The sequence below is a fragment of the Streptomyces rubrogriseus genome (assembly GCF_027947575.1).
GTDB classification, from domain to species: Bacteria; Actinomycetota; Actinomycetes; order Streptomycetales; family Streptomycetaceae; genus Streptomyces; species Streptomyces rubrogriseus.
Map to the genome: position 1 here is coordinate 2,968,708 of NZ_CP116256.1, position 23,972 is coordinate 2,992,679.

21 protein-coding genes are annotated in these 23,972 nt (G+C 72.5%); 9 read left to right on the forward strand and 12 right to left on the reverse strand.

What is annotated here, in order from left to right; translation table 11 throughout:
• Positions 1 to 67 precede the first annotated feature (67 nt).
• Positions 68 to 1,681 carry an alpha/beta hydrolase gene (locus Sru02f_RS13630; RefSeq protein WP_109030287.1) on the forward strand — a complete coding sequence of 538 codons (1,614 nt, stop codon included), beginning with the start codon at positions 68 to 70 and terminating at the stop codon, positions 1,679 to 1,681.
• A gap of 67 nt (positions 1,682 to 1,748) precedes the next feature.
• Here Sru02f_RS13630 and Sru02f_RS13635 read toward each other — a convergent pair whose 3' ends face one another.
• Positions 1,749 to 2,774: an NAD-dependent epimerase/dehydratase family protein gene (locus Sru02f_RS13635; protein ID WP_174855019.1), complete on the reverse strand. Its 1,026-nt coding sequence runs from the start codon at positions 2,772 to 2,774 to the stop codon at positions 1,749 to 1,751.
• Between the two features lie 70 nt (positions 2,775 to 2,844).
• The gene (locus Sru02f_RS13640; RefSeq protein ID WP_003977603.1) at positions 2,845 to 3,567 is read right to left on the reverse strand and encodes a lysophospholipid acyltransferase family protein; all 723 of its coding nucleotides are present in this window, start codon (positions 3,565 to 3,567) and stop codon (positions 2,845 to 2,847) included.
• Positions 3,568 to 3,783: 216 nt separating this feature from the next.
• Between Sru02f_RS13640 and Sru02f_RS13645 the strand changes: the two genes are divergently transcribed.
• On the forward strand, positions 3,784 to 5,253 hold the full coding sequence (locus tag Sru02f_RS13645) for a helix-turn-helix domain-containing protein (protein WP_109030289.1): 1,470 nt from the start codon (positions 3,784 to 3,786) through the stop codon (positions 5,251 to 5,253).
• A 268-nt stretch (positions 5,254 to 5,521) separates the two neighbouring features.
• A complete protein-coding gene (locus Sru02f_RS13650) occupies positions 5,522 to 8,722 on the forward strand; it encodes a M20/M25/M40 family metallo-hydrolase (RefSeq protein ID WP_109030290.1) in 3,201 nt (1,066 codons plus the stop codon).
• Positions 8,723 to 8,811: 89 nt separating this feature from the next.
• Here Sru02f_RS13650 and Sru02f_RS13655 read toward each other — a convergent pair whose 3' ends face one another.
• Positions 8,812 to 10,326: an MFS transporter gene (locus Sru02f_RS13655; RefSeq protein ID WP_109030291.1), complete on the reverse strand. Its 1,515-nt coding sequence runs from the start codon at positions 10,324 to 10,326 to the stop codon at positions 8,812 to 8,814.
• 141 nt (positions 10,327 to 10,467) lie between these two features.
• Here Sru02f_RS13655 and Sru02f_RS13660 point away from each other — a divergent pair, with 141 nt between their 5' ends.
• Positions 10,468 to 10,926 (forward strand): RpiB/LacA/LacB family sugar-phosphate isomerase, encoded by a 459-nt coding sequence (locus Sru02f_RS13660; protein ID WP_109030292.1) that lies wholly within the window; start codon positions 10,468 to 10,470, stop codon positions 10,924 to 10,926.
• Between the two features lie 15 nt (positions 10,927 to 10,941).
• Here the strand turns inward: Sru02f_RS13660 and rocD are convergent, their stop codons facing one another.
• From rocD to Sru02f_RS13675, 3 genes are all read right to left on the reverse strand, one after another.
• Positions 10,942 to 12,165 (reverse strand): ornithine--oxo-acid transaminase, encoded by a 1,224-nt coding sequence (gene rocD, locus Sru02f_RS13665; protein ID WP_109030293.1) that lies wholly within the window; start codon positions 12,163 to 12,165, stop codon positions 10,942 to 10,944.
• The gene (gene ddaH / locus Sru02f_RS13670; protein ID WP_109030294.1) at positions 12,162 to 13,019 is read right to left on the reverse strand and encodes a dimethylargininase; all 858 of its coding nucleotides are present in this window, start codon (positions 13,017 to 13,019) and stop codon (positions 12,162 to 12,164) included. The genes rocD and ddaH overlap by 4 nt, the downstream gene beginning before the upstream one ends.
• 125 nt (positions 13,020 to 13,144) lie before the next feature.
• On the reverse strand, positions 13,145 to 13,648 hold the full coding sequence (locus tag Sru02f_RS13675) for an Lrp/AsnC family transcriptional regulator (RefSeq protein WP_109030295.1): 504 nt from the start codon (positions 13,646 to 13,648) through the stop codon (positions 13,145 to 13,147).
• Positions 13,649 to 13,725: 77 nt separating this feature from the next.
• On the opposite strand from Sru02f_RS13675, the gene Sru02f_RS13680 reads away from it, so the two are divergent.
• From Sru02f_RS13680 to Sru02f_RS13695, 4 genes are read left to right on the forward strand one after another with little or no spacing between them, the layout of a single operon-like run.
• Entirely contained in the window at positions 13,726 to 14,484 is a 759-nt protein-coding gene (locus Sru02f_RS13680) for a LytR/AlgR family response regulator transcription factor (protein WP_109030296.1), read from the forward strand.
• 4 nt (positions 14,485 to 14,488) lie between these two features.
• Positions 14,489 to 14,848 (forward strand): hypothetical protein, encoded by a 360-nt coding sequence (locus tag Sru02f_RS13685; protein ID WP_109030297.1) that lies wholly within the window; start codon positions 14,489 to 14,491, stop codon positions 14,846 to 14,848.
• Between the two features lie 36 nt (positions 14,849 to 14,884).
• Positions 14,885 to 16,678, forward strand: a complete 1,794-nt coding sequence (locus Sru02f_RS13690) for a sodium/solute symporter (RefSeq protein ID WP_109030298.1) — start codon at positions 14,885 to 14,887, stop codon at positions 16,676 to 16,678.
• An 8-nt stretch (positions 16,679 to 16,686) separates the two neighbouring features.
• Complete coding sequence (locus Sru02f_RS13695) at positions 16,687 to 17,892, forward strand: sensor histidine kinase (RefSeq protein WP_164270815.1); 1,206 nt, start codon at positions 16,687 to 16,689, stop codon at positions 17,890 to 17,892.
• A 39-nt stretch (positions 17,893 to 17,931) separates the two neighbouring features.
• On the opposite strand, the gene Sru02f_RS13700 is transcribed toward Sru02f_RS13695, so the two are convergent.
• The 5 genes from Sru02f_RS13700 to Sru02f_RS13720 all read right to left on the reverse strand — a co-directional run bounded on the left by Sru02f_RS13700 (position 17,932) and on the right by Sru02f_RS13720 (position 22,529).
• A complete protein-coding gene (locus Sru02f_RS13700; protein WP_016325678.1) occupies positions 17,932 to 18,102 on the reverse strand; it encodes a hypothetical protein in 171 nt (56 codons plus the stop codon).
• A gap of 43 nt (positions 18,103 to 18,145) precedes the next feature.
• Positions 18,146 to 19,096 carry a cytochrome c oxidase assembly protein gene (locus Sru02f_RS13705; protein WP_109030300.1) on the reverse strand — a complete coding sequence of 317 codons (951 nt, stop codon included), beginning with the start codon at positions 19,094 to 19,096 and terminating at the stop codon, positions 18,146 to 18,148.
• Positions 19,097 to 19,270: 174 nt separating this feature from the next.
• Entirely contained in the window at positions 19,271 to 20,296 is a 1,026-nt protein-coding gene (locus tag Sru02f_RS13710) for a 6-phosphofructokinase (protein ID WP_109030301.1), read from the reverse strand.
• A gap of 242 nt (positions 20,297 to 20,538) precedes the next feature.
• Positions 20,539 to 21,267, reverse strand: a complete 729-nt coding sequence (locus Sru02f_RS13715; protein WP_109030302.1) for a type 1 glutamine amidotransferase — start codon at positions 21,265 to 21,267, stop codon at positions 20,539 to 20,541.
• Positions 21,268 to 21,290: 23 nt separating this feature from the next.
• Entirely contained in the window at positions 21,291 to 22,529 is a 1,239-nt protein-coding gene (locus tag Sru02f_RS13720) for a Mur ligase family protein (RefSeq protein WP_003977619.1), read from the reverse strand.
• A 178-nt stretch (positions 22,530 to 22,707) separates the two neighbouring features.
• On the opposite strand from Sru02f_RS13720, the gene def reads away from it, so the two are divergent.
• The gene (gene def / locus Sru02f_RS13725; RefSeq protein WP_167469360.1) at positions 22,708 to 23,247 is read left to right on the forward strand and encodes a peptide deformylase; all 540 of its coding nucleotides are present in this window, start codon (positions 22,708 to 22,710) and stop codon (positions 23,245 to 23,247) included.
• 43 nt (positions 23,248 to 23,290) lie between these two features.
• Here def and Sru02f_RS13730 read toward each other — a convergent pair whose 3' ends face one another.
• Positions 23,291 to 23,947: a TetR family transcriptional regulator gene (locus Sru02f_RS13730; protein ID WP_109030303.1), complete on the reverse strand. Its 657-nt coding sequence runs from the start codon at positions 23,945 to 23,947 to the stop codon at positions 23,291 to 23,293.
• Positions 23,948 to 23,972 lie beyond the last annotated feature (25 nt).

Consider the following 23,972-nt stretch of genomic DNA (forward strand, 5'->3'; position numbering starts at 1 on the left):
TGTTCTCAGGAAACCCACAGCGGCGAGGATCCCCGTACTTGTCGCGAACACGTACGGGGAGGGCCACTTGAGGAAGAGCAGCATACGGCGGAGGGCGACCGCCTTCGGCACGGCCGGAGCGCTGGTCACCGCCACGCTGATCGCCGGCGCCGTCTCGGCACCCGCCGCGAGCGCCACTCCGGCCGACGGCCACGGGCACGGGCGGGGCTGGGACCGGGAGGCGCGCGGTGCCGCCATCGCCGCGGCCCGCGCCGCCCGGGCGGGCATCGACTGGGAGGACTGCGCCGCCGACTGGAACCTGCCCAAGCCCATCCAGTGCGGCTACGTCACGGTGCCGATGGATTACGCCAAGCCGTACGGCAAGCAGATCAAGCTCGCCGTCGACCGCATCGGCAACACCGGCACCAGGAGCGAGCGCCAGGGCGCCCTGATCTACAACCCCGGCGGTCCCGGCGGCTCCGGCCTGCGGTTCCCGGCCCGCGTCACGAGCAAGAGCGCGGTCTGGGCCAACACGGCCAAGGCCTACGACTTCGTCGGCTTCGACCCGCGCGGCGTCGGCCACTCAGCGCCCATCTCCTGCGTCGACCCGCAGGAGTTCGTCAAGGCGCCCAAGGCCGACCCCGTGCCCGGCTCCGAGGCCGACAAGCGCGCCCAGCGCAAGCTGGCCCGCGAGTACGCCGAGGGCTGCTTCGAGCGCAGCGGCGAGATGCTCCCGCACATGACCACGCCGAACACCGCGCGCGACCTCGACGTCATCCGCGCCGCCCTCGGCGAGCGGAAGCTCAACTACCTCGGCGTCTCCTACGGCACCTACCTCGGCGCCGTCTACGGCACCCTCTTCCCGGACCACGTCCGCCGCATGGTCGTCGACAGCGTCGTCAACCCGTCCCGCGACAAGATCTGGTACCAGGCCAACCTGGACCAGGACGTCGCCTTCGAGGGCCGCTGGAAGGACTGGCAGGACTGGGTCGCCGCGAACGACGCCGCCTACCACCTCGGCGACACCCGCGCCGAGGTCCAGGACCAGTGGCTGAAGCTGCGCGCCGCCGCCGCGAAGGAGCCGCTGGGCGGCGTCGTCGGACCGGCCGAGCTGATCTCCTTCTTCCAGAGCGCCCCGTACTACGACTCCGCCTGGGCGCCGACCGCGGAGATCTTCAGCAAGTACGTCGCCGGTGACACCCAGGCGCTCGTCGACGCCGCCGCACCCGACCTGTCCGACACCGCGGGCAACGCCTCCGCGGAGAACGGCAACGCCGTCTACACGGCCGTCGAGTGCACCGACGCCAAGTGGCCCGCCAACTGGCGAACCTGGGACCGGGACAACACCCGGCTCCACCGCGACCACCCGTTCATGACCTGGGCCAACGCCTGGATGAACCTGCCCTGCGCCACCTGGCCGGTCAAGCAGCAGACCCCGCTGAACGTGAAGACCGGCAAGGGACTCCCGCCGGTGCTGATCGTCCAGTCCGAGCGGGACGCCGCCACCCCGTACGAGGGCGCCGTCGAACTGCACCAGCGGTTCAGGGGTTCCCGCCTGATCACCGAGCGGGACGCCGGCTCCCACGGCGTCACCGGCCTGGTCAACCCGTGCGTCAACGACCGGGTCGACACCTACCTGCTCACCGGCAGGACGGACGCCCGCGACGTGACCTGCGCGCCGCACGCCACGCCCAAGCCGTAACCCGGGCCCAGGGCAAGCGGGGAGGGGGCGACCGGTCCGACCGGTCACCTCCTCCCTCCTCCTGTCGCTACCGTCCCTCGGCCCAGGCGTCCTCCGCCGCGTAGTCGAAGAGGTCGCCGTACGCCTTGAACATCTTCGGGTAGGCCTCCCGCCAGTCCCGCCCGGCCAGCCGCTCCTCGATGAATGCCACCGTCTCCGGCAGGGCGTCGGCGTACCGGACCACCGGGCGATAGCCCAGTTGCTCCCGGGCCGCGCCCATGTCGCACACCACCGGCGCGGGCACGCTCCACGGGGTGTCGCCCACACCGCCCACCGGCGCGCCGTCCAGCAGCGCGTCCTGCGTCTCCACGCCCATCACCGCGTCGACGGCCGCCGCGATCTCCGCCACCGTCGGGGCGTCCGGATCCACCGCGTTCAGGACGCGCGTGCCCGGTCGCGGGGCGGCCAGCCGGATCAGCTCGGCGATGTTGCGCACGCTCGCCGGGTGGAAGCGGCTCGCACCGCCGTACGCGAGCACGCGCCGGCGCCTGCCGTCGAGGTTGCGCTTGACGAAGTACAGCTCGCGCGGAGTGCGGCAGTACGGGCCGTGGATCGCGCCCGCCCGCAGCAGCGTCACCGGCAACCGGTCGCCCGCGGCGAGGAGTTCCCGCTCCAGCGCCGCCTTGCCGGTGCTGTACGAGCCGTCCCCAGGGCGGACGGTGCGCTGCGTCTCCGTGATCGGCACCGGGTACGCGGGGAACCCGTCGGGCTCGGCCTGGGTGTCGAAGTTGCGGCCCTTGTCGTCCTCGTAGACCGAGACGCTGGAGATCACCACCGCCGAGCCGACCCGTCCGGCCAGCGAGACCAACTGCCGTGCCTCCCGCTGCCCGTAGGCCACCATGTCCACCAGGACGTCGCAGCCCTCGCCGACCGCCGCCGACAGCGCCGCGTCGTCCTCCCGGTCGGCCCGGACCACCCGTACGTCCGTCGGCCACCGCGCGTCCCAATCGCCGCCCCGCGAGACGGCCGTCACCTCCCAGCCGTCCCGGGCCAGCGCGTCGACCGCCGCCCGCCCGATCTGTCCCGTCGCCCCGAGCACCACCGCATGTGTCATACGGCGACGGTAGGCGTCCGGACGCCCGCCGGGCACGTCCTTCTGCCGACGGCAGACGGAGCCTTCCCGGCTAGCGGTGCGGCAGCCGGGGGAACCTGCGGCCCTGTGCCGCCCGCTCGGCCTCCTCGGCCTTCACGTCCGCCGCGTACCGGTCGACGTACTCCTGACCGGAGAGGGAGAGGATCGCGTAGACGATCTCGTCGGTGACGGCGCGCAGTACGGCCTTCTCGCCCTCCATGCCCGCGTAGCGGGAGAAGTCGAGGGGCTCGCCGAAGCGGATGACCACCGGGTGCAGCTTCGGGATCTTCCGGCCCGGCGGCTGCGCCTCGAAGGTGCCGATCATCGCGCAGGGCACGACCGGCACCCCCGCCCTGAGCGCCATCACCGCCACGCCGACCTTGCCCTTGTACAGCCGGCCGTCGTGCGAGCGGGTGCCCTCCGGATAGATCCCGAGCAACTCGCCCCGGCCCAGCACCCCGAGCCCCTCGCGGATCGCGGCCTGCCCCGCCTCCTTGCCCGAGCGGTCCACGGGGATCTGCCCCGCGCTGCGGAAGAAGAACGCGGTCAGTCTGCCCTTGAGGCCCGGACCGGTGAAGTACTCCGCCTTGGCCAGGAAGGTGATGCGGCGCCTGAGCACCGCGGGCATGAGGAAGTGGTCCGAGAAGGAGAGGTGGTTGCCCGCGACGATGGCCGCCCCCGACCCCGGCACATGGTCGAGCCCCTCGATCCGGGGGCGGAAGACGACCCTCAGCAGCGGGCCCAGCAGTACGTACTTGAGCACGTAGTAGAACACGGTGTGTCTCCCAGTTCTCCGGGCTCCCGGCCGGTCGTCCGCGGCCGTTGATCGATCGTAGCCCGACCTCGCCGAAACCGGCCGGGACCGGTTCGGCCGCTCTTCGGTCAACTCGATTGACGCGGCACCGCCCCTCCTCTGTGCTGTCCCGTAGTGGAGGCGCGAAGCCCGGGCGGCGCACGGCCCGCGGCGGGGGCGCGACCGGGGGGAGGGCGGATGACCGGTGGATCGGCGCGGGCGGCCGGACCTGCGCGGGCGGCAGGGGCGACCGGCCCGGCAGGGGCGGCCGGGGCCCCGTGGGCCGAGTTCGGGCGGCAGTTGCGCTCGCTGCGCAGGGCGGCCGGACTCACCCAGCTGCAACTCGGCCTGCGCGTGGGCTACCACCACTCCCTCGTCAGCAGACTCGAGGCGGGCCTGCGCGAACCGCCCGTGGGGCTGGTGCGAAGACTCGACGCGGTGCTGGAGACGGGCGGTGAGCTGGCCGCGACCGTCGCCGCGCCGCGCGAGGTGCCGCCCGGGCCGGGCCGCCTCCCGGCCGACCCGGCGCTGTTCACGCCGCTGCCCGGCGCGGACGACCCCGCGGGGCAGGGCGCGCCGGACTCCCGGATGTGGCCCGCGCGGCTGCCCGCCGAAGGGCTGGCCTGCCCGCTGCACGGCACCGCGGGGTGCGCGGTGCCCGATCCGGGTGAGTTACCGGCCCTGCTCGACGGGCCGGGTCCGGCGGGCGGCCCGGCCCCGTCCTGGGGCACCGGCACCGGTGCGGCGGTCGCCGAGGCGGAGTTGCTGCACGGTCTCACCGCGGTGCTGGCCTGCCTGATCCGGGAGGCGTTCCGGCACGAGGGCCGCGTGACGGCCGTCGAGGGGCTGCTGCGGGGCCTGGCCCGCTGGGCGGGCGAGGTCAACTCCGCCGGGCGGCTGCCGTACGGGCAGTTGCGGCTCGGCGCGCAGTACGCCCAGGTGGCCGGCCGGCTGCGGATGGAACGCGGGCAGATCGGCGTGGCCATGGCCTGGTTCGGCCACGGACTGCGCTGGGCGGACGCCGTCCAGGACGCCTCGGCCCGCGCGACCCTGCTCAGCGACATGTGCACCCTGGTCCGGCTCGACGGGGACCCTTCCCTGATGCTCGGGTACGCGCAGGGCATCGGCGCGGTGGACGCGCGACGCCGGTGGATGGCCACCCTCTCGGACCTCTACCAGGCACGCGGCCACGCCCTGTCGGGCGACGCGGCGGCGTGCCGTCGGCACATCTCCCTGGCCCGGCGGGGGTTCGCCCGCCTCGGACCGCAGGACCACCTGGAAGCGCCGTGGATGGCCGGGGCCGAGGGAGCGATGCGGGTGGACTCGGCGATCGGCGGTGCCCTGCGCGACCTGGCCGTCGCGACCGGGGACCGGGCGGCGGCCCGACGCGCGGTCGACGCCACCGCACGCTCGCGCGCGCAGGTGCCGCCCCAGATGCGCGGTGCCCGGCTGCTGCTCACCCTGCGGCTGGCGGACAGCTGGGCGTGTGCGGGCGATCCGGGCGCCGCCGTCGCCCTCGCCTCGGAGGTCCTGCCGGAGGCGGTGCGCTCGCGCGAGTCGATGGTCACCGCCGAACTGCGCGGCCTGCACAGCCGGCTCACCGGGCAGTGGGCCGACCTGCCCGAGGTCAGGGCCTACCGGGAGCGGCTGCTGGACGCGGGGGAGTGAGGCGGGGGAAGGCCCCCGTTGCGCACGGGGCGTGACGGTGCGCGGCACCTCCGCGACGCGGCCGCGTACTTGCCGGATTTTGACAGGTCTGGACCAAGCTCGCGGAGCCGTTGATTCCGGTGCGGCGGGGTGTGAGGGTTCCGCCCAGCCCGCGACATGACATGCAAATGACACCTGATGGACGCGTCCCCGCACCCCAGGGTGCGCGTTCGGCATGGCACGGCCGGGTCGGCCCGCAAGGAGCCCCCCACTCTCACAAGGAGCCACGATGCTCAGACAGACCGCGGTGGCCGGGACAGTCCTGGCCATGACACTCGCAGGGGTGGTGGTACCGGCCTCCCTCGCCTCGGCCTCGGAGCGGTCCGCGCCCTCCGCGGCGGAACCCAGTCCCGTCGAGCGGGCCGTCGCAGCCGCCGACCAGGCCGTACGCAGCGGCCTGGACGCCCTCGTCGCCGGCGGCCCCGACGAGCAGTACGACCGCCACCAGGTCACCCCCTGGGACAAGGACCTGTTCTCCGTCGCCTACGAGCGCACCTACAACGGTCTGCCGGTGGTCGGCGGCGACGCCGTCGTCCTCGCCGACGGCAAGGGCAGGGTCCGCGCCGTCCGGTCCGCCACCGAGGGCGCGATGGCCGTGCCCACCGAGGCCCGGATCAAGTCCGGGCAGGCGGTGAAGACCAGCCGTGAACGGCTCGCGAACGTCGACAAGGTCGACTCCGAGCGGCTGGTGGTCCGGGTCAAGGACGACGTCCAGACCCTCGCCTGGGAGACCGTGCTCGTCGGCACGACCGAGGACCACGTGCCCAGCAAGCTGCACGTCTTCGTCGACGCCCGCACCGGCAAGGTCGTCGACAGCTACGACGACGTGAAGGCCGGCACCGGCCACAGCGAGTGGAACGGCCCCAGCCCGCTGACCATCGACACCTCCCGCTCCGGCAGCCAGTACGCCCTGCGCGACACCACCCGCCCCGGCCTGCAGTGCTCGGACTACAACGGCGGCCTGTTCACCGGACCGGACGACGACTGGGGCACCGGCAACGCCTCCAGCAAGGAGACCGGCTGCGTCGACGTCATGTACGCGGCGCAGAAAGAGTCGGACATGCTCCGCGACTGGCTCGGCCGCAACGGCCACAACGGCAACGGCGGCAGCTGGCCCGCGCTCGTCGGCCTCAACCAGCTCAACGCCTACTGGGACGGCTCCCGGGTCACCATCGGCCACAACAGCGCCAACAAGTGGATCGCCGGCATGGACGTGGTGGGCCACGAGTACGGCCACGGCCTGGACAGCTTCACCCCCGGCGGCGCCAACCACGAGAGCGGCCTGGGCGAGGCCACCGGCGACATCATGGGCGCCCTCACCGAGGCCTACGCCAACCAGCCCGCCGGGTACGACTCCCCCGACTACACCGTCGGCGAGGAGATCAACCTCCAGGGCCGCGGCCCGATCCGCAACATGTACAACCCGCAGCTGGTCAACAACGACCCCAACTGCTACTCCTCCGCCATCCCGGGGACCGAGGAGCACGCGGCCGCCGGGCCGATGAACCACTGGTTCTACCTCCTCGCCGAGGGCTCCAACCCCGGTGGCGGCAAGCCCTCCAGCCCCACCTGCGACGGCAGCCGGGTGACCGGCATCGGCATCCAGAACGCCGGAAAGATCTTCTACGGCGGCATGCTGCTCAAGACCAGCGGCATGACCTACAAGCGCTACCGCTCCGCCACCCTCACCGCGGCCAAGAGCCTGGACGCCTCCTGCGACCTGTTCGACGCCACCAGGGCGGCCTGGAACGCGATCGACATCCCGGCCCAGAGCGGCGACCCGACCTGCACCCGGCAGGAGACCGACTTCTCGCTGGCCCTCAGCCCGGCGAGCGGCAACGTCGAGGCCGGTTCCGCGGTCAACGCCACGGTCAACACGACCACCGTCACCGGCAGCGCCCAGCAGGTGTCGCTGACCGCCACCGGCACCCCGCCCGGCGTCAGCGTCTCCTTCAGCCCGTCCACGGTCACCTCCGGCTCCAGCTCGACGATGCGTGTCTCCACCACGTCGGGCACCGCCGCCGGAACCTACTCGCTCACGGTCAAGGGGACGGCGGGCAGCAAGAGCCACACCGCCCAGTACACCCTCACCGTCGGCGGCGGCAACAACCCCGGCACGCCGCCCGACGTCGACGTCGCCCAGGTCCAGGCCCACCTGGCCCAGTTCGGTTCCATCGCCGCGCAGAACGGCGGCAACCGCCGCTCCACCGGCTCCGGGTACGACGCCTCACTCGCGTACGTGAAGGGCAAGCTCCAGGCGGCCGGCTACACCGTCACCGAGCAGACCTGCACCTCCGGCTGCTCCGCGGGCGCCGGCAACAACCTGATCGCCGAGTGGCCGAAGGGCGACGCGAACAGCGTCTACATGTTCGGCGCCCACCTCGACGGCGTCTCGGCCGGCCCCGGCATCAACGACAACGGCTCCGGTTCCGCCGCGCTCCTCGAGACGGCGCTGACCCTGGCCGAGCAGAACCCGACCATGAAGAACCGCGTCCGCTTCGCCTGGTGGACCGACGAGGAGCAGGGCCTGAACGGCTCCGACTTCTACGCCCGGAACCTCTCGACGACCGACCGCTCCCGGATCAAGGCGTACTACAACTTCGACATGGTCGCCTCCGTCAACGGCGGCTACTTCATCAACAACCTGTCCTCCGCGGCCTCCGCCCCGATGCGGGAGTACTGGACCTCCCTCGGCCTCGCCCCGCAGGAGAACGTCGAGGGCCAGGGCCGCTCCGACGACTACTCCTTCCAGCAGGTCTCCATCCCCACCTCGGGCTACGCCACCGGCGCCTCCGCGATCAAGTCGTCCACGGAGGCCGCCAAGTGGGGCGGCACCGCCGGCCGGTCCTACGACCCGTGCTACCACTCCGCCTGCGACACCACCGCCAACATCAGCGCCACCGCGCTGAACCGCAGCGCCGACGGCATCGCGTACACGATCTGGAAGACCGCCGTCGGAGACGCACCGAACCCGCAGGACGACTTCTCGATCTCCGCGAACCCGTCCTCGGGCACCGTCGACCCGGGCAGCTCCGCGTCCGTCACCGTGAACACCGCCACGACCAGCGGCGACGCGCAGAACGTGCGGCTGTCGGCGTCCGGCGCGCCGACCGGTGTGAGCGTCGGCTTCAGCCCGGACTCGGTCACCTCCGGCCAGTCCTCGACCGCCACGGTCCAGGTCGCCGCGGGCACGGCCGGCGGCACCTACACGCTGACCTTCACGGGTACGGGCACCGTCACGCACACCACCACCTACACCCTCACCGTCTCCGGCGACGACGGCGGTGAGACCACCTGGCAGCTGGGAGCCACCTACGCGGCCGGTGACGTGGTGAGCTACAACGGCGTCAGCTACCGGTGCATCCAGGGCCACACCGCCTACCCCGGCTGGGAGCCGCCGAACGTCCCCGCCCTGTGGCAGCGCCTGTGACACACCGCTGAGAAGCGCCTGACACGCCGACGGGCGGTGGGGTTCGCACCGAACCCCACCGCCCCCGGCGTGCGCCCGCGACCGCGGCGTCAGAACTTCGGCGTGGGGGCCTGCGCCTCCACCATCCGGGCCGCCTCCTCCTCGGTCTGCACCGAGGGCGGGGAGCCGGCGAGCGGCTTCTGCGCCGTCTCCTTCATGCAGGCCACGGCCACCACACCGATCAGGGCCGCCGCCATCGAGTAGTAGGCGGGCATCATGTCGGAGCCGGTCACGCTGATCAGAGCGGTGATCACCAGCGGCGTGGTCCCGCCGAAGATCGACGCCGACAGGTTGTAGCCGACCGACAGGGACCCGTACCGCACGTTGGTCGGGAACATCGCCGGGAGCGCCGCCGACATCGTGCCCAGCAGACAGACCAGCGACAGGCCGAGCATCAGCATGCCGCCCGAGACCGCGAGCAGACTGCCCTCCTGCACCAGCACGAAGGCCGGTGCGGACAGCACGAAGAACCCGATCATGCCGGTCATCAGGACGGGCTTGCGCCCGAAGCGGTCGGACAGCCGGCCGACCTGGTTGATGATCAGCATCAGCAGCACCATCGTCGCCACCAGGATCATCAGGCCGTGGCTCTCGCTGTAGTCCAGCTCGTCCGACAGATACGTCGGCATGTACGACAGCAGCATGTAGTCGGTGATGTTGTACGCGCCGACCAGCGCGATGCACAGCACCAGCGCCCGCCAGTGGGTGCGGAAGATCTTGGCGAGGTCGCCCCGTGCGGTGGTCTCCACCGCCGTCGCGGCCTCCGAGACGTGGACGTTGGAGTCCTCCAGCTTCAGGTACGCGGGCGTGTCGTCGAGCCGCAGCCGCAGGTAGATACCGATCATGCCGAGCGGAAGCGCGGCGAGGAACGGGACGCGCCAGCCCCAGGAGTCCATGCCGTCGCTGCCCAGGACGGCGGTCAGGGCGGTGACCAGGCTGGCGGCGGCGGTGTACCCGGCCAGCGTCCCCAGCTCCAGGAAGCTGCCGAAGAACCCGCGCCGCTTGTCCGGCGCGTACTCGGCGATGAAGGTGGACGCGCCGCCGTACTCGCCGCCGGTGGAGAAGCCCTGGAGCAGGCGGAACAGGATCAGCAGCAGCGGCGACCAGAAGCCGATGGAGTCGTAGCTGGGGATGAACCCGATGGCGGCGGTGCCGATCGCCATGAGGATCATGGTCAGCGCCAGCACCTTCTTGCGGCCGATCTTGTCGCCCATCGGGCCGAAGACCATGCCGCCGATCGGCCGCACCAGGAACGCCACGGCGAACGTGGCGAACGAGGAGAGCAACTGCGCGGTGTCACTCCCGGAGGGGAAGAACACCCGGCCGATCGTGCCCGCCAGATAGGCGTAGATGCCGAAGTCGAACCACTCCATGGCGTTGCCGAGGGAGGCGGCCTTGACGGCTCGCTTGACCGCGGCCTCGTCCGTGACGGTGATGTCCGACCGGCGCAGCCGGGGGTTCTGCCGGCGCTTGACCGCCCGGAAGAGGGCGGGGTGGCGGCGCACCGCCGCGGCGTCGGTCTCCGGTCCGTTCTCGGTGGGGGACGTGGCGGCCTCCCTTTCCACGCGCAGACACTCCGGACGGAGCGCTGCTCGGTCGTACGTCTCTCAGGTCGTACCCGTTCCCCCGATCATGCTGGGTATGGTCGTGACTTCGGTCATGTGGTTGGGCCGATGAGGTGAGCGGTCGGTGAGTACGCTTCGCACATGCGTATCTCCGTCTCCTCCGACATGGACGAACCCGTGGCCCGGCTCCTCGTCGAGGAACTGCGCGCACGCGGTCACGAGGTGCGCGCGTACGGCGCGCTGAGCCCCGGGGCGGACCCGCGGTGGGCCGCCTGTTCCGAGCGGGCGGCGAGCGAGGTCGCCGAGGGACGGGCCGACCAGGCCGTGGTGTGCTGCTGGACCGGCACCGGCGCGTCCATCGCCGCCAACAAGGTGCCGGGCGTCCGCGCGGCCCTGTGCGCCGACGCGTACACGGCCGACGGGGCCCGGCGCTGGAACGACGCCAACGTGCTCGCCATCGGCCTGCGGCTGACGTCCGCTCCGGTGCTGCGCGAGATCCTCGACGCCTGGTTCGCGGGCGGCCCGAGCGAGGACGCCGAGGACCGGGACAACGTCGCACACGTGGAGCGGCTCGACGAGGACCGCCGAGCCGCTCGGTGAACCCCGGGGTGCGGGTCAGGAGGTGAGGACCTTCTCCAGCGTCGCCAGGGCGCCCGTCAGCTCCTCGGCCGTGACCGTCAGCGGCGGCGCGAGACGGATCGTGGAGCCGTGGGTGTCCTTGACCAGGACGCCCTCCCGCATCAGGCGCTCAGTGACCTCGCGCCCGGTGCCCAGCGCCGGGTCCACGTCCACGCCCGCCCACAGCCCCCGCGCCCGGAAGCCGACGACGCCCCTGCCGACCAGGGCGGCGAGCCCCTCGCGCAGCACCGTGCCCAGCTCGGCCGCCCGGCGCTGGAACTCGCCCGTCTCCAGCAGCTCCACCACCGCCGTGCCCACCGCGGCGGCCAGCGGATTGCCGCCGAACGTCGAACCGTGCTCGCCCGGGTGCAGCACACCCAGCACGTCACGCCGGCCGACCACCGCCGACACCGGGACGATGCCGCCGCCCAGCGCCTTGCCGAGCAGCACCACGTCCGGCACGACCGACTCGTGCTCGACGGCCAGGGTGTGCCCGGTGCGGCCCAGACCGGACTGGATCTCGTCCGCGACGAACAGGCAGCCCCTGCGCCGGGTCAGCTCCCTGACGCCCGCCAGATAGCCGTCGTCGGGGATGTTGACCCCCGCCTCGCCCTGGATCGGCTCGATCAGCACGGCCGCCGTCGTCTCGTCGACCGCCGCCTCCAGCGCCGCCAGGTCGTTGTACGGCACGATCCGGAAGCCCGGGGTGAAGGGGCCGAAGCCGGAGCGGGCACTCTCGTCGGTGGAGAAGCTCACGATCGTCGTCGTACGGCCGTGGAAGTTGTCCGCGGCGACCACGATCGTCGCCCGGTCGGCCGGGACGCCCTTGACGTCGTAGGCCCACTTGCGGGCCACCTTGATGCCGCTCTCCACCGCCTCCGCGCCGGTGTTCATGGGCAGCACCATGTCCGTGCCGGTCAGTGCGGCCAGCCGCTCGGCGAAGCCCGCGAGCCGGTCGTTGTGGAAGGCGCGCGAGGTGAGCGTGAGCCGGTCCAGCTGCCGGTGGGCGGCCTCGACCAGTGCCGGGTGGCGGTGGCCGAAGTTGAGCGCCGAGTAGCCGGCCAGCATGTCCAGGTAGCGGCGGCCCTCGACGTCCTCGACCCAGGCGCCCTCGGCGCGGGCCACGACGACGGGCAGCGGGTGGTAGTTGTGCGCGAGGACGGGCTCCTCCGCGCGGATCAGTTCCTCGGAGCCGCGGGCGGTGCGGGCGGGTGCGGTCATGAGCGGGTCTCCCGGATCTCCTGGGTGCAGCACTTGATGCCGCCACCGGCCTTGTGGAACTCGGACAGGTCGACGGGGACCGGCACGTAGCCGCGGTCGGCGAGCCGGTCGGCCAGCCCCCGGGCCCCGGGCGCGATGAACACGTGCCGTCCGTCGGACACGGAGTTGAGCCCGAACGCCATCGCGTCCTCGCGGGTGGCGAGCACCGCGTCCGGGTAGAGCCGCTCCAGCACCTCGCGGCTGCCGGGCGAGAAGGCGCCCGGGTAGTAGGCGATGTTCCCGTCGCTCCCCCCGCTCCGGCCCTCCCCGCCGGTCCCGTCGTCGAGCACGAACAGGGCCGTGTCCAGGTGGTAGAAGTACGGGTCCACCAGGGTCAGCGAGATCACCGGCACGCCGAAGAACTCCTGCACCTCGCGGTGGGCCGCACGGGTGGTGCGGAACCCCGTGCCGGCCAGGATCCAGCGGCCGGCCGGGACCAGGTCGCCCTCGCCCTCGCAGACCGACTCGGGGTGGTGGACCTCGAAGCCCTCCGTCTTGAACCACGCCTCGAACGGCACGGACTCGGGACGCCGCTCGGGCGCGTGGAAGAGGGAGCCGAAGACCCGGCCCTCGACGACGACCGCGCAGTTCGCGGCGAAGACCATGTCGGGCAGTCCGGGGACCGGCGCGACGGTGTCCACGGTGTGGCCGTGGGCACGGTAGGTGCCGACCAGCGCCTGCCACTGGTCGAGGGCGCGGACGACGTCGACGGGTCGGCCGGTGCTCATCCACGGGTTGATCGCGTACTGCACGGCGAAGTGTCTGGGTTCGCAGACCACGAAGCGCCGCCGGCGCGGCACACGGGATTCGGTCACAGAGGGGTACCTCCGCTTTTCACGGTGTGTGACGGGGTGTTGACACCACGGTAAGAAGTGGCGACCGCGCCCGACAAGCGACGAAAGCTGCGTGTTCCCGCAGGATCGCTGCGTTGTTCCCGTGGTCAGCGCACGTCCGCTGCGTCCTCGGGAGCGAGCAGGGCCGCCCCTGCCTCGGGACTCTCCGGGATCAGGTGGGACAGCACCATCACACTGATCGTCTTCCGGATGAACGGCTCCGCACGAATCCGCTCCAGCACCTCCTCGAAGTGCTCCACGTCGCGCGCCCGCACGTGCAGCAGCGCGTCCGCGCCGCCGGTCACCGTCATCGCCGCGGTGATCTCCGGGTAGCCCCGCACCACCTCCGCGAGCCGCCGCGGCGGCGCCGCCCCCTCGCAGTACACCTCCACGTACGCCTCCGTGCGCCACCCGAGCGCGGAGGGCCGCACCGTCGCCGTGAACCCGGTGATCACGTCGGTCTCGCGGAGCCGGTCCACCCGGCGCTTGACCGCCGTGGAGGACAGTCCGATCTCCGCGCCGATCTCGGCGAAGGACGTCCTGGCGTTTTCCATCAGGGCGGTGACGATCTTCCGGTCGAGTTCGTCGAACGAAGCGGGCCTGCTGTTCATGCGGGCACTGTATCCAGGGGATACCGGCACGTCGCAGGCGTGTGCAGGCGCCCGGATCGCCCCTACACTCCACGTTCATGCTGCGCGCCCTGGCTGTCGACGACGAACGCCCCACACTCGAGGAACTCGTGTACCTCCTGAACGCCGACCCCCGCATCGGCACCGCCGAGGGTGCGAGCGACGCGACCGAGGCGCTGCGCCGCATCAACCGGGCCCTGGAGTCGGGCCCCGGCGGTCCCGACGCCATCGACGTCGTCTTCCTCGACATCCAGATGCCCGGTCTCGACGGACTGGACCTCGCCCGGCTGCTCACCGGGTTCGCCCGGCCGCCGCTGGTCGTGTTCGTCACCGCGCACGAGGACTTCGCCGTGCAGGCCTTCGACCTGGACGCCGTCGACTACGTCCTCAAACCCGTGCGCCGGGAGCGGCTGGCCGAGGCGGTGCGCCGCGCCGCCGAGCAACGTGGCGCGACACTGCCCTCGCCGCGGATACCCGTGCACGGGCCCGACCCCGACCACATCACCGTGGAACTCGGCGGGGTCGCCCGCTTCGTCCCCGTGGACGACATCACCCACGTCGAGGCCCAGGGCGACTACGCCCGCCTGCACACCGTCAAGGGCAGCCACCTCGTCCGCATCCCCCTGGCCACCCTGGAGGAACGCTGGCGGGCGCGCGGCTTCGTCCGCATCCACCGCCGCCACCTCGTCGCGCTGCGCCACATCGGCGAACTCCGCCTGGACGCCGGCACCGTCAGCGTCCTGGTCGGCACCGAGGAACTCCAGGTCAGCCGTCGCCACGCCCGGGAGCTGCGGGACCTGCTCATGCGGAGGCCGTGACGGCATGCCCCAGGACCCCGCCGAACGGCGCGTCACCGTCACCGGCCCGCCCAGGCGCGCACGCCGGGCCTCCGGCTACTACCGCCCGCGCACCGAGATCGACGAGCAGACCACCCTCGGTCACACCTACGTCCGCTCCCTCATGCGCAGCCAGCTGCGCGCCGGGCTCACCGCCCTCGCGGTCCTCGGCCTCCTCATCGGACCGCTGCCCCTGCTCTTCGCGGCGCTGCCCGACGCCCGCGGCCTGGAGTGGGTCGTCCTCGGCTTCGGCCTGTACGCCCCCCTGGTCCTCCTTGCCCGCTGGTACGTGCGCCGCGCCGAGCGCAACGAACGCGACTTCGTGCGGCTCGTCGAGGACCGGTGACCATGCCGGACGAGGCCGTGAAGGCATGAAGGCACCATGAACTCCAGCTACGCCATACCCGCCGTCGCCCTCGTCGTCGTGGCCACCGTCCTCGTCGGCGCCTTCGGGCTGCGCATCTCCCGCACCACCTCCGACTTCTACGTCGCCTCCCGCACCGTCGGCCCCCGCCTCAACGCCGCCGCCATCAGCGGCGAGTACCTCTCCGCCGCGTCCTTCCTCGGCATCGCGGGACTGGTCCTCGTCCAGGGCCCCGACATGCTCTGGTACCCGGTCGGCTACACCGCCGGCTACCTCGTCCTGCTGCTGTTCGTCGCCGCCCCGCTGCGCCGCTCGGGCGCCTACACGCTGCCCGACTTCGCCGAGGCCCGGCTCGCCTCCCAGGGGGTGCGGCGGCTCGCGGGGGCCTTCGTCGTCGGGGTCGGCTGGCTGTACCTGCTGCCCCAGCTCCAGGGCGCCGGGCTGACGCTGACGGTGCTCAGCGGGGCGCCCGACTGGCTGGGCGGGGTGATCGTCGCGGTCGTTGTCGCCGCCATCGTCGCCGCCGGTGGCATGCGCAGCATCACCTTCGTCCAGGCCTTCCAGTTCTGGCTCAAACTCACCGCCCTGCTCGTCCCCGCCCTCTTCCTGGTGCTGGCCTGGCAGGGCGACGGCGCCCCCGGCCGCCCCTTCGACGAACCCGCCACCTTCCGCGAGCAGCGTTCCGTGCGGGTCGACGACAGTCTCACCCTCAAGCTGGAGGAGCCGCTGACCGTCACCGTCGACGGCACCGTGGACGGCCGCGCCCACGACGGCGACCGCGTCGCCCTGCCCGCGGGCACCCACCGCATCGAGGCCGGCGCCCGCCTCACCTTCGCCGCGCACACCCCCGTCCCGGCCGCTGGACGCGGCGCCGACGACGCCCTGTCCCCCTCCCGGGCCGAGAGCCGCACGGAACGCCCGCTGTACGCCACGTACGGCCTGATCCTCGCCACCTTCCTGGGCACCATGGGCCTGCCGCACGTCGTGGTGCGCTTCTACACCAGCCCGACCGGCGTCGCCGCCCGCCGCACCACCGTCGCCGTGCTCGGCCTCATCGGCGCCTTCTACCTGCTGCCGCCCCTCTACGGCGCCCTCGGCCGCCTCTACGCCCCCGAGCTGACCCTCACCGGGGACGCCGACGCCGCGGTCCTGCTGCTGCCCGACCGGGTGATCGGGGGAGTGGGCGGCGACCTGCTCGGCGCGCTGGTGGCGGGCGGCGCCTTCGCCGCGTTCCTGTCCACCGCGTCGGGGCTCACCATGGCCGTCGCGGGCGTCCTCACCCAGGACGTGCTGCCGTCCCGCGCCGTGCCGCACTTCCGGCTCGGCACCCTGCTCGCCATGGCCGTGCCGCTGGCGGCGAGCGCGCTGGTCGGCGGGCTGCCGGTCGCCGACGCCGTCGGCCTCGCCTTCGCCGTGTCCGCCTCCTCCTTCTGCCCGCTCCTCGTCCTCGGCATCTGGTGGCGGCGGCTGACCCCGCCGGGCGCTGCCGCCGGGATGCTGGTGGGCGGCGGTTCCGCACTGCTCGCCGTGGCTGCCACCATGGGCGGCTTCCCGGGCGGCGGGGGCTCGCTGCACGCGCTGCTGGCCTGGCCCGCCCTGTGGTCGGTGCCGCTGGGCTTCCTCACCATGGTGCTGGTGTCCCTCGCCACCCCGGGCCGGGTACCGGCCGGGACGGCGGCGATCCTGGCCCGCTTCCACCTGCCGGAGGAGCTGCACGCGGAGGAACTGCGCACGGACGACCTGCGTACGGACGACCTGCGCACGGACGACCTGGGGACGGCGGCCGACCCGCGCGAGGAGCCGACGCGGTGAGCGGCTCCGTGGGCGGCTTCCTGGCGGGTCTCGCCGTGGCCCTGCTCCCGCTGCTGGCCGCCGGATTCTGGCTGGGGCGGCGCACGGCCCGCCCGCAGCACCTCGGCGGTCTGGGCACCCCGGTCGAGCACGCCACCTTCCAGACCCTGCACACCGCGTCCCTGGCCACGCCCCCGCTGCGGGCGGGCCTGACCGAGGAGACCGCCGGGAAGTCGGCCCGCAAGCTGCGCTCCCTGCTGGGCACGGACGCGCTGTGTCTGACGGACCTCGAAGAGGTCCTGGTCTGGGACGGCGTGGGCAACCACCACCGCACCGAGATCATGGAACGCCTCGCGGGACCCCTGGGCACCGGCCGCGGCGAGGCCTTCCGGCTCTCCTGCGACACCCCGGACTGCACAGTGCGCTGGGCCGTCGTCGCCCCGCTCACCGTCGACGACCGGGTGCACGGCGCCCTCGTCGCCTGCGCGCCCCGCGAGTCGGCCGTCCTGGTCCGCGCCGCCGGGGAGGTGGCCCGCTGGGTCTCCGTCCAACTGGAGCTGGCCGACCTCGACCAGTCCCGCACCCGCCTCATCGAGGCCGAGATCAAGGCACTGCGCGCCCAGATCTCCCCGCACTTCATCTTCAACTCGCTCGCGGTCATCGCGTCCTTCGTGCGCACCGACCCCGAGCGCGCCCGCGAGCTGCTCCTGGAGTTCGCCGACTTCACCCGCTACTCGTTCCGCAGGCACGGCGACTTCACCACCCTCGCCGACGAGCTGCACGCCATCGACCACTACCTGGCGCTCGTGCGGGCCCGCTTCGGCGACCGGCTCGCCGTCACCCTCCAGGTCGCCCCCGAGGTGCTGCCGGTCGCGCTGCCGTTCCTCTGCCTCCAGCCACTGGTGGAGAACGCCGTCAAGCACGGCCTGGAGGGCAAGGCGGACCGGTGCCGCATCCAGATCACCGCCCAGGACGCGGGCGCCGAGGCCCTGGTCGTCATCGAGGACGACGGCGCCGGAATGGACCCCGACCTGCTGCGCCGCATCCTCGCGCGCGAGGTCAGCCCGTCGGGCGGCATCGGGCTGTCCAACGTCGACGACCGCCTCCGCCAGGTCTACGGAGACGACCACGGCCTGGTCATCGAGACGGCCGTCGGCGCGGGCATGAAGATCACGGTCCGGCTGCCGAAGTACCAGCCGGGCGTGCACTCGGCGGGCCGGCTCGGTCGCGACTGAGCCGGCCCGCCGAGCGGGCGGGGGCGCCCCATGTGGGGCTCAGGCGCTGCGGGTGGCCACCAGCCCCAGGGTGATCAGACCGAGCACGACCCAGCCGAACCACAGCCAGCCGTTGCTCCCGAGCGCCACCGTGTACGCCGTCACCGCGACGAGTCCGCCGATGGTGAGCGCCCCCATCGTCTTCGTCGAACTGTCCGTGGAACCGGGCATCGCAACACCCTCCTCGTGTCCGTTGCCCTCCATGGTGCCCCGTTCAGCCGCCGCGTGTGTTCAGTGAGGCCAGGTAGGCGTTGTACGCCGCCAGCTCCTTGTCGCCGTCGCGGTCGGCGGCCCGGTCGCTGCGCCGGGCCTGGCGCTCCTCCGAGGCGTACCACTGGAAGAGCAGCGCGAGCAGCACAAGGACGGACGGGACCTCGCTGAAGGCCCAGGCGATGCCGCCGGCCGCGTTCTGGTCGGAGAGCGCGTCGATGCCGAGCGAGGCGGGCGGGTTCCTGAACGTCTCGACCATCGGGGAGGAGGCCATCATCAGCGCGATGCCGAAGAACGCGTGGAACGGCATGCCCGCGAACAGCTCCAGCATCCGCATCAGGTAGCCCGGCCGGTGCGGGCCCGGGTCGACGCCCATGATCGGCCAGAAGAACACCACACCCACGGCGAGGAAGTGCACCATCATCCCGATGTGCCCGGCCTGCGAGCCCATCAGCGTGTCGAAGAGCGGCGTGAAGTACAGCGCGTACAGGCTCGCGATGAAGAGCGGAATGGTGAACGCCGGGTGCGTGATGATCCGCATGTAGCGGCTGTGCAGGAGCATCAGCAGCAGCTCGCGGGGACCCTTGCGGCCACGGCCCGCGGGGGGCAGTGCGCGCAGGGCCAGCGTGATCGGGGCGCCGAGCAGCAGCAGGATCGGCGACACCATGCTGATCACCATGTGCTGCACCATGTGCACGCTGAACATGACCATGCCGTAGTCGTTCAGCTTGGTGCACATCATCAGGGCGACGCTCAGCACACCGGCCGCGAAGGCCACGGTCCGGCCGACCGGCCACTTGTCACCGCGCCGCACCAGGCGCACGACGCCCCACCCGTACAGCGCCAGTCCCAGCAGGCAGGCGACCAGGAAGAAGGGATCCGCCGACCAGGCGAGACCCCGCCCCAGCGTGAACGGCGGCAGATCCATCGTCATGCCGTGCCCGCTGTGATCCATCCGCCCGCTCCTGTTTCGTGGGGGTTGAGCGCGGTTGAACGCCGCTTGTCCGAAGCAAGCGTAGAACCGCCCCCGGCGACATTTTTCACCGGGGGCGGTACAGCGCCCCGTCAGGGGCGCGGGGAACTGCGCGAGCAACCACGGACTACCCGCGGACGGAGTACCGCAGCAACCTCAAAGAACACACTCCGCCTCCGCGTACCGCGCGTCCGGCACCGTCTTCAAGGACTCCACCGCGTCGGCCAGCGACACCATCTCGATGTCCGTCCCGCGCAGGGCCGTCATCATCCCGAACTCCCCGCGGTGCACCGCCTCCACCGCGTGCCACCCGAACCGCGTCGCCAGCACCCGGTCGTACGCGGTCGGCGTGCCGCCGCGCTGGACGTGCCCGAGTATCACCGGCCGGGCCTCCTTGCCGAGCCGCTCCTCCAGCTCGATGGAGAGCTGGCGGGCGATCCCGGCGAAGCGCTCGTGGCCGTAGACGTCCTTGCCGCCCTCGTCGAAGTCCATGGTCCCGGCCTTCGGCTTGGCACCCTCCGCCGCCACCACGATCGCGAACCGCTTGCCCGCGGAGAAACGCTCCCCGACCTTCGCGGTCAGCTCGTCGATGTCGAAGGGCCGCTCCGGGACGACGACGGCGTGCGCACCCGCGGCCATGCCCGAGTGCAGCGCGATCCAGCCGGTGTGCCGGCCCATGACCTCGACGATCAGCACCCGCTGGTGCGACTCGGCGGTGGTCTTGAGCCGGTCCAGGGCCTCGGTGGCGACGGTCACCGCGGTGTCGAAGCCGAAGGTGACGTCGGTGACCGCTATGTCGTTGTCGATGGTCTTCGGCACGCCCACGATCGGCAGGCCGTTGTCGGACAGCAGCCGGGCCGCCTTCAGCGTGCCCTCGCCGCCGATCGGGATGATCGCGTCGAGGCCGAGTTCCGCGACGTGTCCCCGGGCCCGCTCCACGCCGTCCCGCAGGTGTTCGGGGCGGACCCGGGAGGAGCCGAGGATGGTGCCGCCGCGCGCCAGGATGCCGCTGACCGCGTCGAGGTCGAGCTTGAGGTAGTCGCACTCCAGGAGGCCCTTCCAGCCGTCCCGGAAACCGATGACCTCGTCGCCGTGGTCGACGACGGCGCGGTGCACGACGGACCGGATGACGGCGTTCAGGCCGGGGCAGTCGCCGCCGGACGTGAGGACACCAATGCGCATAGCCCGAAATACCTTCTCAACGTGGCACGGGTCCGGACCGCGCTGTCCGGCTCGATCCCCGCCACCCTAGCGGTACGAGGGGGCGGGGCCGAACCACGCGTCCGCCTACTGGACGCACCCGCTCACCTGTGCGGATGCGTCATCAGACGGGCCCCCGGGAGGGGCTCAGGCAGGCTGCTGCGCAGCTGTACCTACGCAGGCTGCTGCGCAACTGTACCTACGCGGGTGCTGCGCAACTGTACCTACGCGGGCTGCTGCGCAGCCGCGATGCGCTCGTTGCGGAGCGCCTCGTACCAGCGGTCGTCGGTCGGCGGCAGTGCGTTCACGTCGAGGGCCAGCTTGAGCAGCAGGTCCGCGATCTGCGGGTTGCGGGCCAGCACGGGGCCGTGCATGTAGGTGCCGAAGACCGTGTCGTTGTACGCGCCCTCCGTGCCGTCCCCCGTGCCGTTGCCGTTGCCGAAGCGGACCTGGGCGAGCGGGCGGGCGTTGGGCCCGACGTGGGTGACGCCCTGGTGGTTCTCGAAGCCGGTCAGCGGGGGCAGGCCGAGGCGCGGGTCGATGTCGCCGAGGACGTCGCCGACGCACCGCGCGCCCTCGCCGCGGGTGGAGACCACGTCGAGCAGGCCGAGGCCCGGCTCGCGCTGGCCGAGGTCGTTGATGAACTCGTGGCCCAGGATCTGGTAGCCGGCGCAGACCGAGAAGACGATCGCGCCGTTCTCCACCGCCCGGTACAGGCCGCCGTCACGGCGCAGCCGCTCGGCCGCGAGCCGCTGCGGCCGGTCCTCGCCGCCGCCGACGAGGTAGATGTCGCCGGAGGTCGGGATGGGCTGGTCGCTGCGCACGTCGAGCCGGGCCACGTCGAGGCCGCGCTGGCGGGCCCGGCGCTCCACGACGAGGGCGTTGCCCTGGTCGCCGTAGGTGCTGAGCAGGTCCGGGTAGATCCAGACGATCCGCAGTTGGTTGTCGCTCACGAAAATCCCCTGAAGTCTCGCGGTCAGTTGCCGACGCGGCGGCGCAGGTCCTGGAAGGCGGTGTAGTTCGCGATGACCTCGATGCGTCCCGGCGGGCACAGCTGCACCGCCTGGTCGAGGTCCTCGCACACCTGGAACTGCTGGTTCGCGACCTCCAGGCGCACCGCGAGGTCCAGCTTCCGGTCCCCGACCACGCAGATCGGATGGCCGGACAGCCGGGTGTAGTCCACGTCCCACAGCCAGGAGGTGTCGGTGCCGTCGGCGCCGCGCGCGTTCACCGACAGGATCACCGGGGCCGGCGGCGGGTCGATCAGGGAGAAGGTCTCCAGCCAGCCCGCCGGGTTCTTGGCGAGCAGCAGGCGCAGGTCGCGGCCCTGGAACTGGACGACGTCGTAGCGCCCGGCGACCGCCTGCACCTGGTACATGCGCTCCAGGGCGACCTGCGGCGGCACCCCGAAGACGGCGGCGACGGCGGCCGAGGAGGCGGCGTTGGCCTTGTTGGCGCGGCCCGGCAGCTGGAGGTGGATGGGCCAGGCGGAACCGTGCGGGTCGAGCACGTGGTCGCCGGAGAGCGCCCAGCTCGGCGTCGGGCGGCGGAAGCCGCACTCGCCGCAGAACCAGTCGTCGCCCGGGCGCTGCATCACGCCGCCGCAGGACGGGCAGGACCAGGCGTCGTCCTTCCACATCTGCCCGGCGGCGACCCAGATCACGTTCGGGGAGGAGGACGCGGCCCACACCACCAGCGGGTCGTCGGCGTTGGCGACGACCACGGCCTTCGAGCCGGCCAGGCCCTCGCGCCAGTTCTCGGCGAGCATGCGGGTCTCGGCGGCGCGGTCCAGCTGGTCGCGGGAGAGGTTGAGCAGCGCGATGCACTTCGGGTCGGTCGCCTGGGCGACGCCGACGAGGTACTTCTCGTCGACCTCGATGACCCCGTAGCGGGCGTCCGCGCCGCCCGCGAGAGCCGAGGTGATGCCGGCCGGCATGTTGGCGCCGAGCGCGTTGGAGACGACCGGTCCGGCAGCCTTGAGCGCCTCGGCGATGAGCCGGGTGGTGGTGGTCTTGCCGTTGGTCGCCGAGACCAGGGTCACGTCCAGGTGCCCGGCGAGCCGGCCGAGGAGGTCGGGGTCGAGTTTCAGCGCGACCCGGCCGCCGATCACCGAACCGCTGCCGCGCCCCGCGGCGCGGGATGCCGCAGCGACCGCCTTGCCCGCGGTCACGGCGATCTTGGCCCGCGGCGTGAGCGGGTCCGAGTTGCCTGCCATCAGTTCTCGATCCTCCTTGCCGTACGCGCCGCGCCTGAAGCCTGTGAAGCCTGACGGCCACGTGGTGTGGACCTCAGCCTATCGAGATCCATTCGCACTCCCGAATCGCGGCACCGGCCACCGGTTCCGGCGGTGGGCGCGTGCCGCCGGGGGACACAGGGACCTTACTCTGACCGCCATGCGACAAGGCTCCATCCCGGGCGCCCACGGGCGCGTCCGTCCCCTCGGCCTCCTCGGCGACCCCGTCCTGCACGCTCCCTGCGCGGAGGTGACGGACTTCGGTCCGGAACTCGCGGCGCTCGTGGAGGACTTGTTCGCGACCATGTACGCCGCCCACGGCGTGGGCCTGGCCGCGAACCAGATCGGCGAGGCGGTGCGCGTCTTCGTGTACGACTGCCCGGACGACGAGGACGAGCGGCACCTCGGGCACGTGGTGAACCCCCGGCTGGTGGAGACCGGCGGGGTGGTGGTGCGCGGTCCCGAGGGCTGTCTGTCGCTGCCGGGTCTGGAGGCGGGGACCGAGCGGCACGACGAGGCGGTGGTGACGGGCTTCACGGCGGCCGGTGAGCCGGTCACCGTACGCGGGACGGGGTTCTTCGCCCGGTGCCTCCAGCACGAGTGCGACCACCTGGAGGGGCGGATCTACGCCGATCGCCTGACCGGCCGGCGGCACCGGAAGCTGATGCGCCAGGCGGCCCGGGCGTCCTGGCACCGCTGAGCGCCCGCCCCGGCGACGGACCGGGGGCGCGCAGGGCCGGGGGTCAGAACCCGGGACCGCCCGCCTTGTCGCCGGCCTCGGCGAGGCGGCCCCACAGCAGGTCGGCCAGGGTGCGTACCAACTCCTCCCGGGGGCAGGGGCGTTCACCCAGCCACCAGTCCCCGGCGGCGTGCATCATGCCGACGATGCCGTGCCCCCAGACCCGGGCCAGCTGCTGGGTGCCCGGTCCGACGTCGAGGCGCTCCTCGATGACCTGGGCCAGTTCCTCGCCCATGCGGCGCAGCAGCGGCGCCGAGTGCCTGCCGACGTCGAAGCCCTGCTCGGACTGGTCGCCCGGGGTGCCGGCGCTCTCCGCCGGATGCATCAGGAAGCGGTACACCTGCGGGCGGGCCTCGATGGCCGCCAGATAGGTGTCCAGGGTGGCCTCCACGCGCTGCCGACGCTGGGCCGGGGCGTCCAGGGCGGCCCGCAGCGAGGCGAGGAGGGCGTCCGTGTGGCGGACGGCGAGGGCGGCGTAGAGTCCGCCCTTGTCGCCGAAGTGCCGGTACAGGATCGGCTTGGTGATGCCCGCCTCGGCGGCGATGGCGTTCATCGAGGCGTGCGGGCCGTCGCGCAGCACCACCCGGTCGGCGGCCTCGAGCAGCTCGCGCCGTCTGCGGTCGGCGGACGTCTGCTGATCGGCCCGCTGCGTGGTGTTCATGTGCTCTCCCCACCCGTGCTGTTTC

Coding starts and splice junctions, on each gene's coding strand:
- Sru02f_RS13635 (WP_174855019.1), bottom strand. CDS start 2,774: ATGACACATGCGGTGGTGCTCGGGGCGACGGGACAGATCGGGCGGGCG.
- Sru02f_RS13645 (WP_109030289.1), top strand. CDS start 3,784: ATGACCGGTGGATCGGCGCGGGCGGCCGGACCTGCGCGGGCGGCAGGG.
- Sru02f_RS13650 (WP_109030290.1), top strand. CDS start 5,522: ATGCTCAGACAGACCGCGGTGGCCGGGACAGTCCTGGCCATGACACTC.
- Sru02f_RS13660 (WP_109030292.1), top strand. CDS start 10,468: ATGCGTATCTCCGTCTCCTCCGACATGGACGAACCCGTGGCCCGGCTC.
- rocD (WP_109030293.1), bottom strand. CDS start 12,165: ATGACCGCACCCGCCCGCACCGCCCGCGGCTCCGAGGAACTGATCCGC.
- Sru02f_RS13675 (WP_109030295.1), bottom strand. CDS start 13,648: ATGAACAGCAGGCCCGCTTCGTTCGACGAACTCGACCGGAAGATCGTC.
- Sru02f_RS13680 (WP_109030296.1), top strand. CDS start 13,726: ATGCTGCGCGCCCTGGCTGTCGACGACGAACGCCCCACACTCGAGGAA.
- Sru02f_RS13685 (WP_109030297.1), top strand. CDS start 14,489: ATGCCCCAGGACCCCGCCGAACGGCGCGTCACCGTCACCGGCCCGCCC.
- Sru02f_RS13690 (WP_109030298.1), top strand. CDS start 14,885: ATGAACTCCAGCTACGCCATACCCGCCGTCGCCCTCGTCGTCGTGGCC.
- Sru02f_RS13700 (WP_016325678.1), bottom strand. CDS start 18,102: ATGCCCGGTTCCACGGACAGTTCGACGAAGACGATGGGGGCGCTCACC.
- Sru02f_RS13705 (WP_109030300.1), bottom strand. CDS start 19,096: ATGGATCACAGCGGGCACGGCATGACGATGGATCTGCCGCCGTTCACG.
- Sru02f_RS13710 (WP_109030301.1), bottom strand. CDS start 20,296: ATGCGCATTGGTGTCCTCACGTCCGGCGGCGACTGCCCCGGCCTGAAC.
- Sru02f_RS13720 (WP_003977619.1), bottom strand. CDS start 22,529: ATGGCAGGCAACTCGGACCCGCTCACGCCGCGGGCCAAGATCGCCGTG.
- def (WP_167469360.1), top strand. CDS start 22,708: ATGCGACAAGGCTCCATCCCGGGCGCCCACGGGCGCGTCCGTCCCCTC.
- Sru02f_RS13730 (WP_109030303.1), bottom strand. CDS start 23,947: ATGAACACCACGCAGCGGGCCGATCAGCAGACGTCCGCCGACCGCAGA.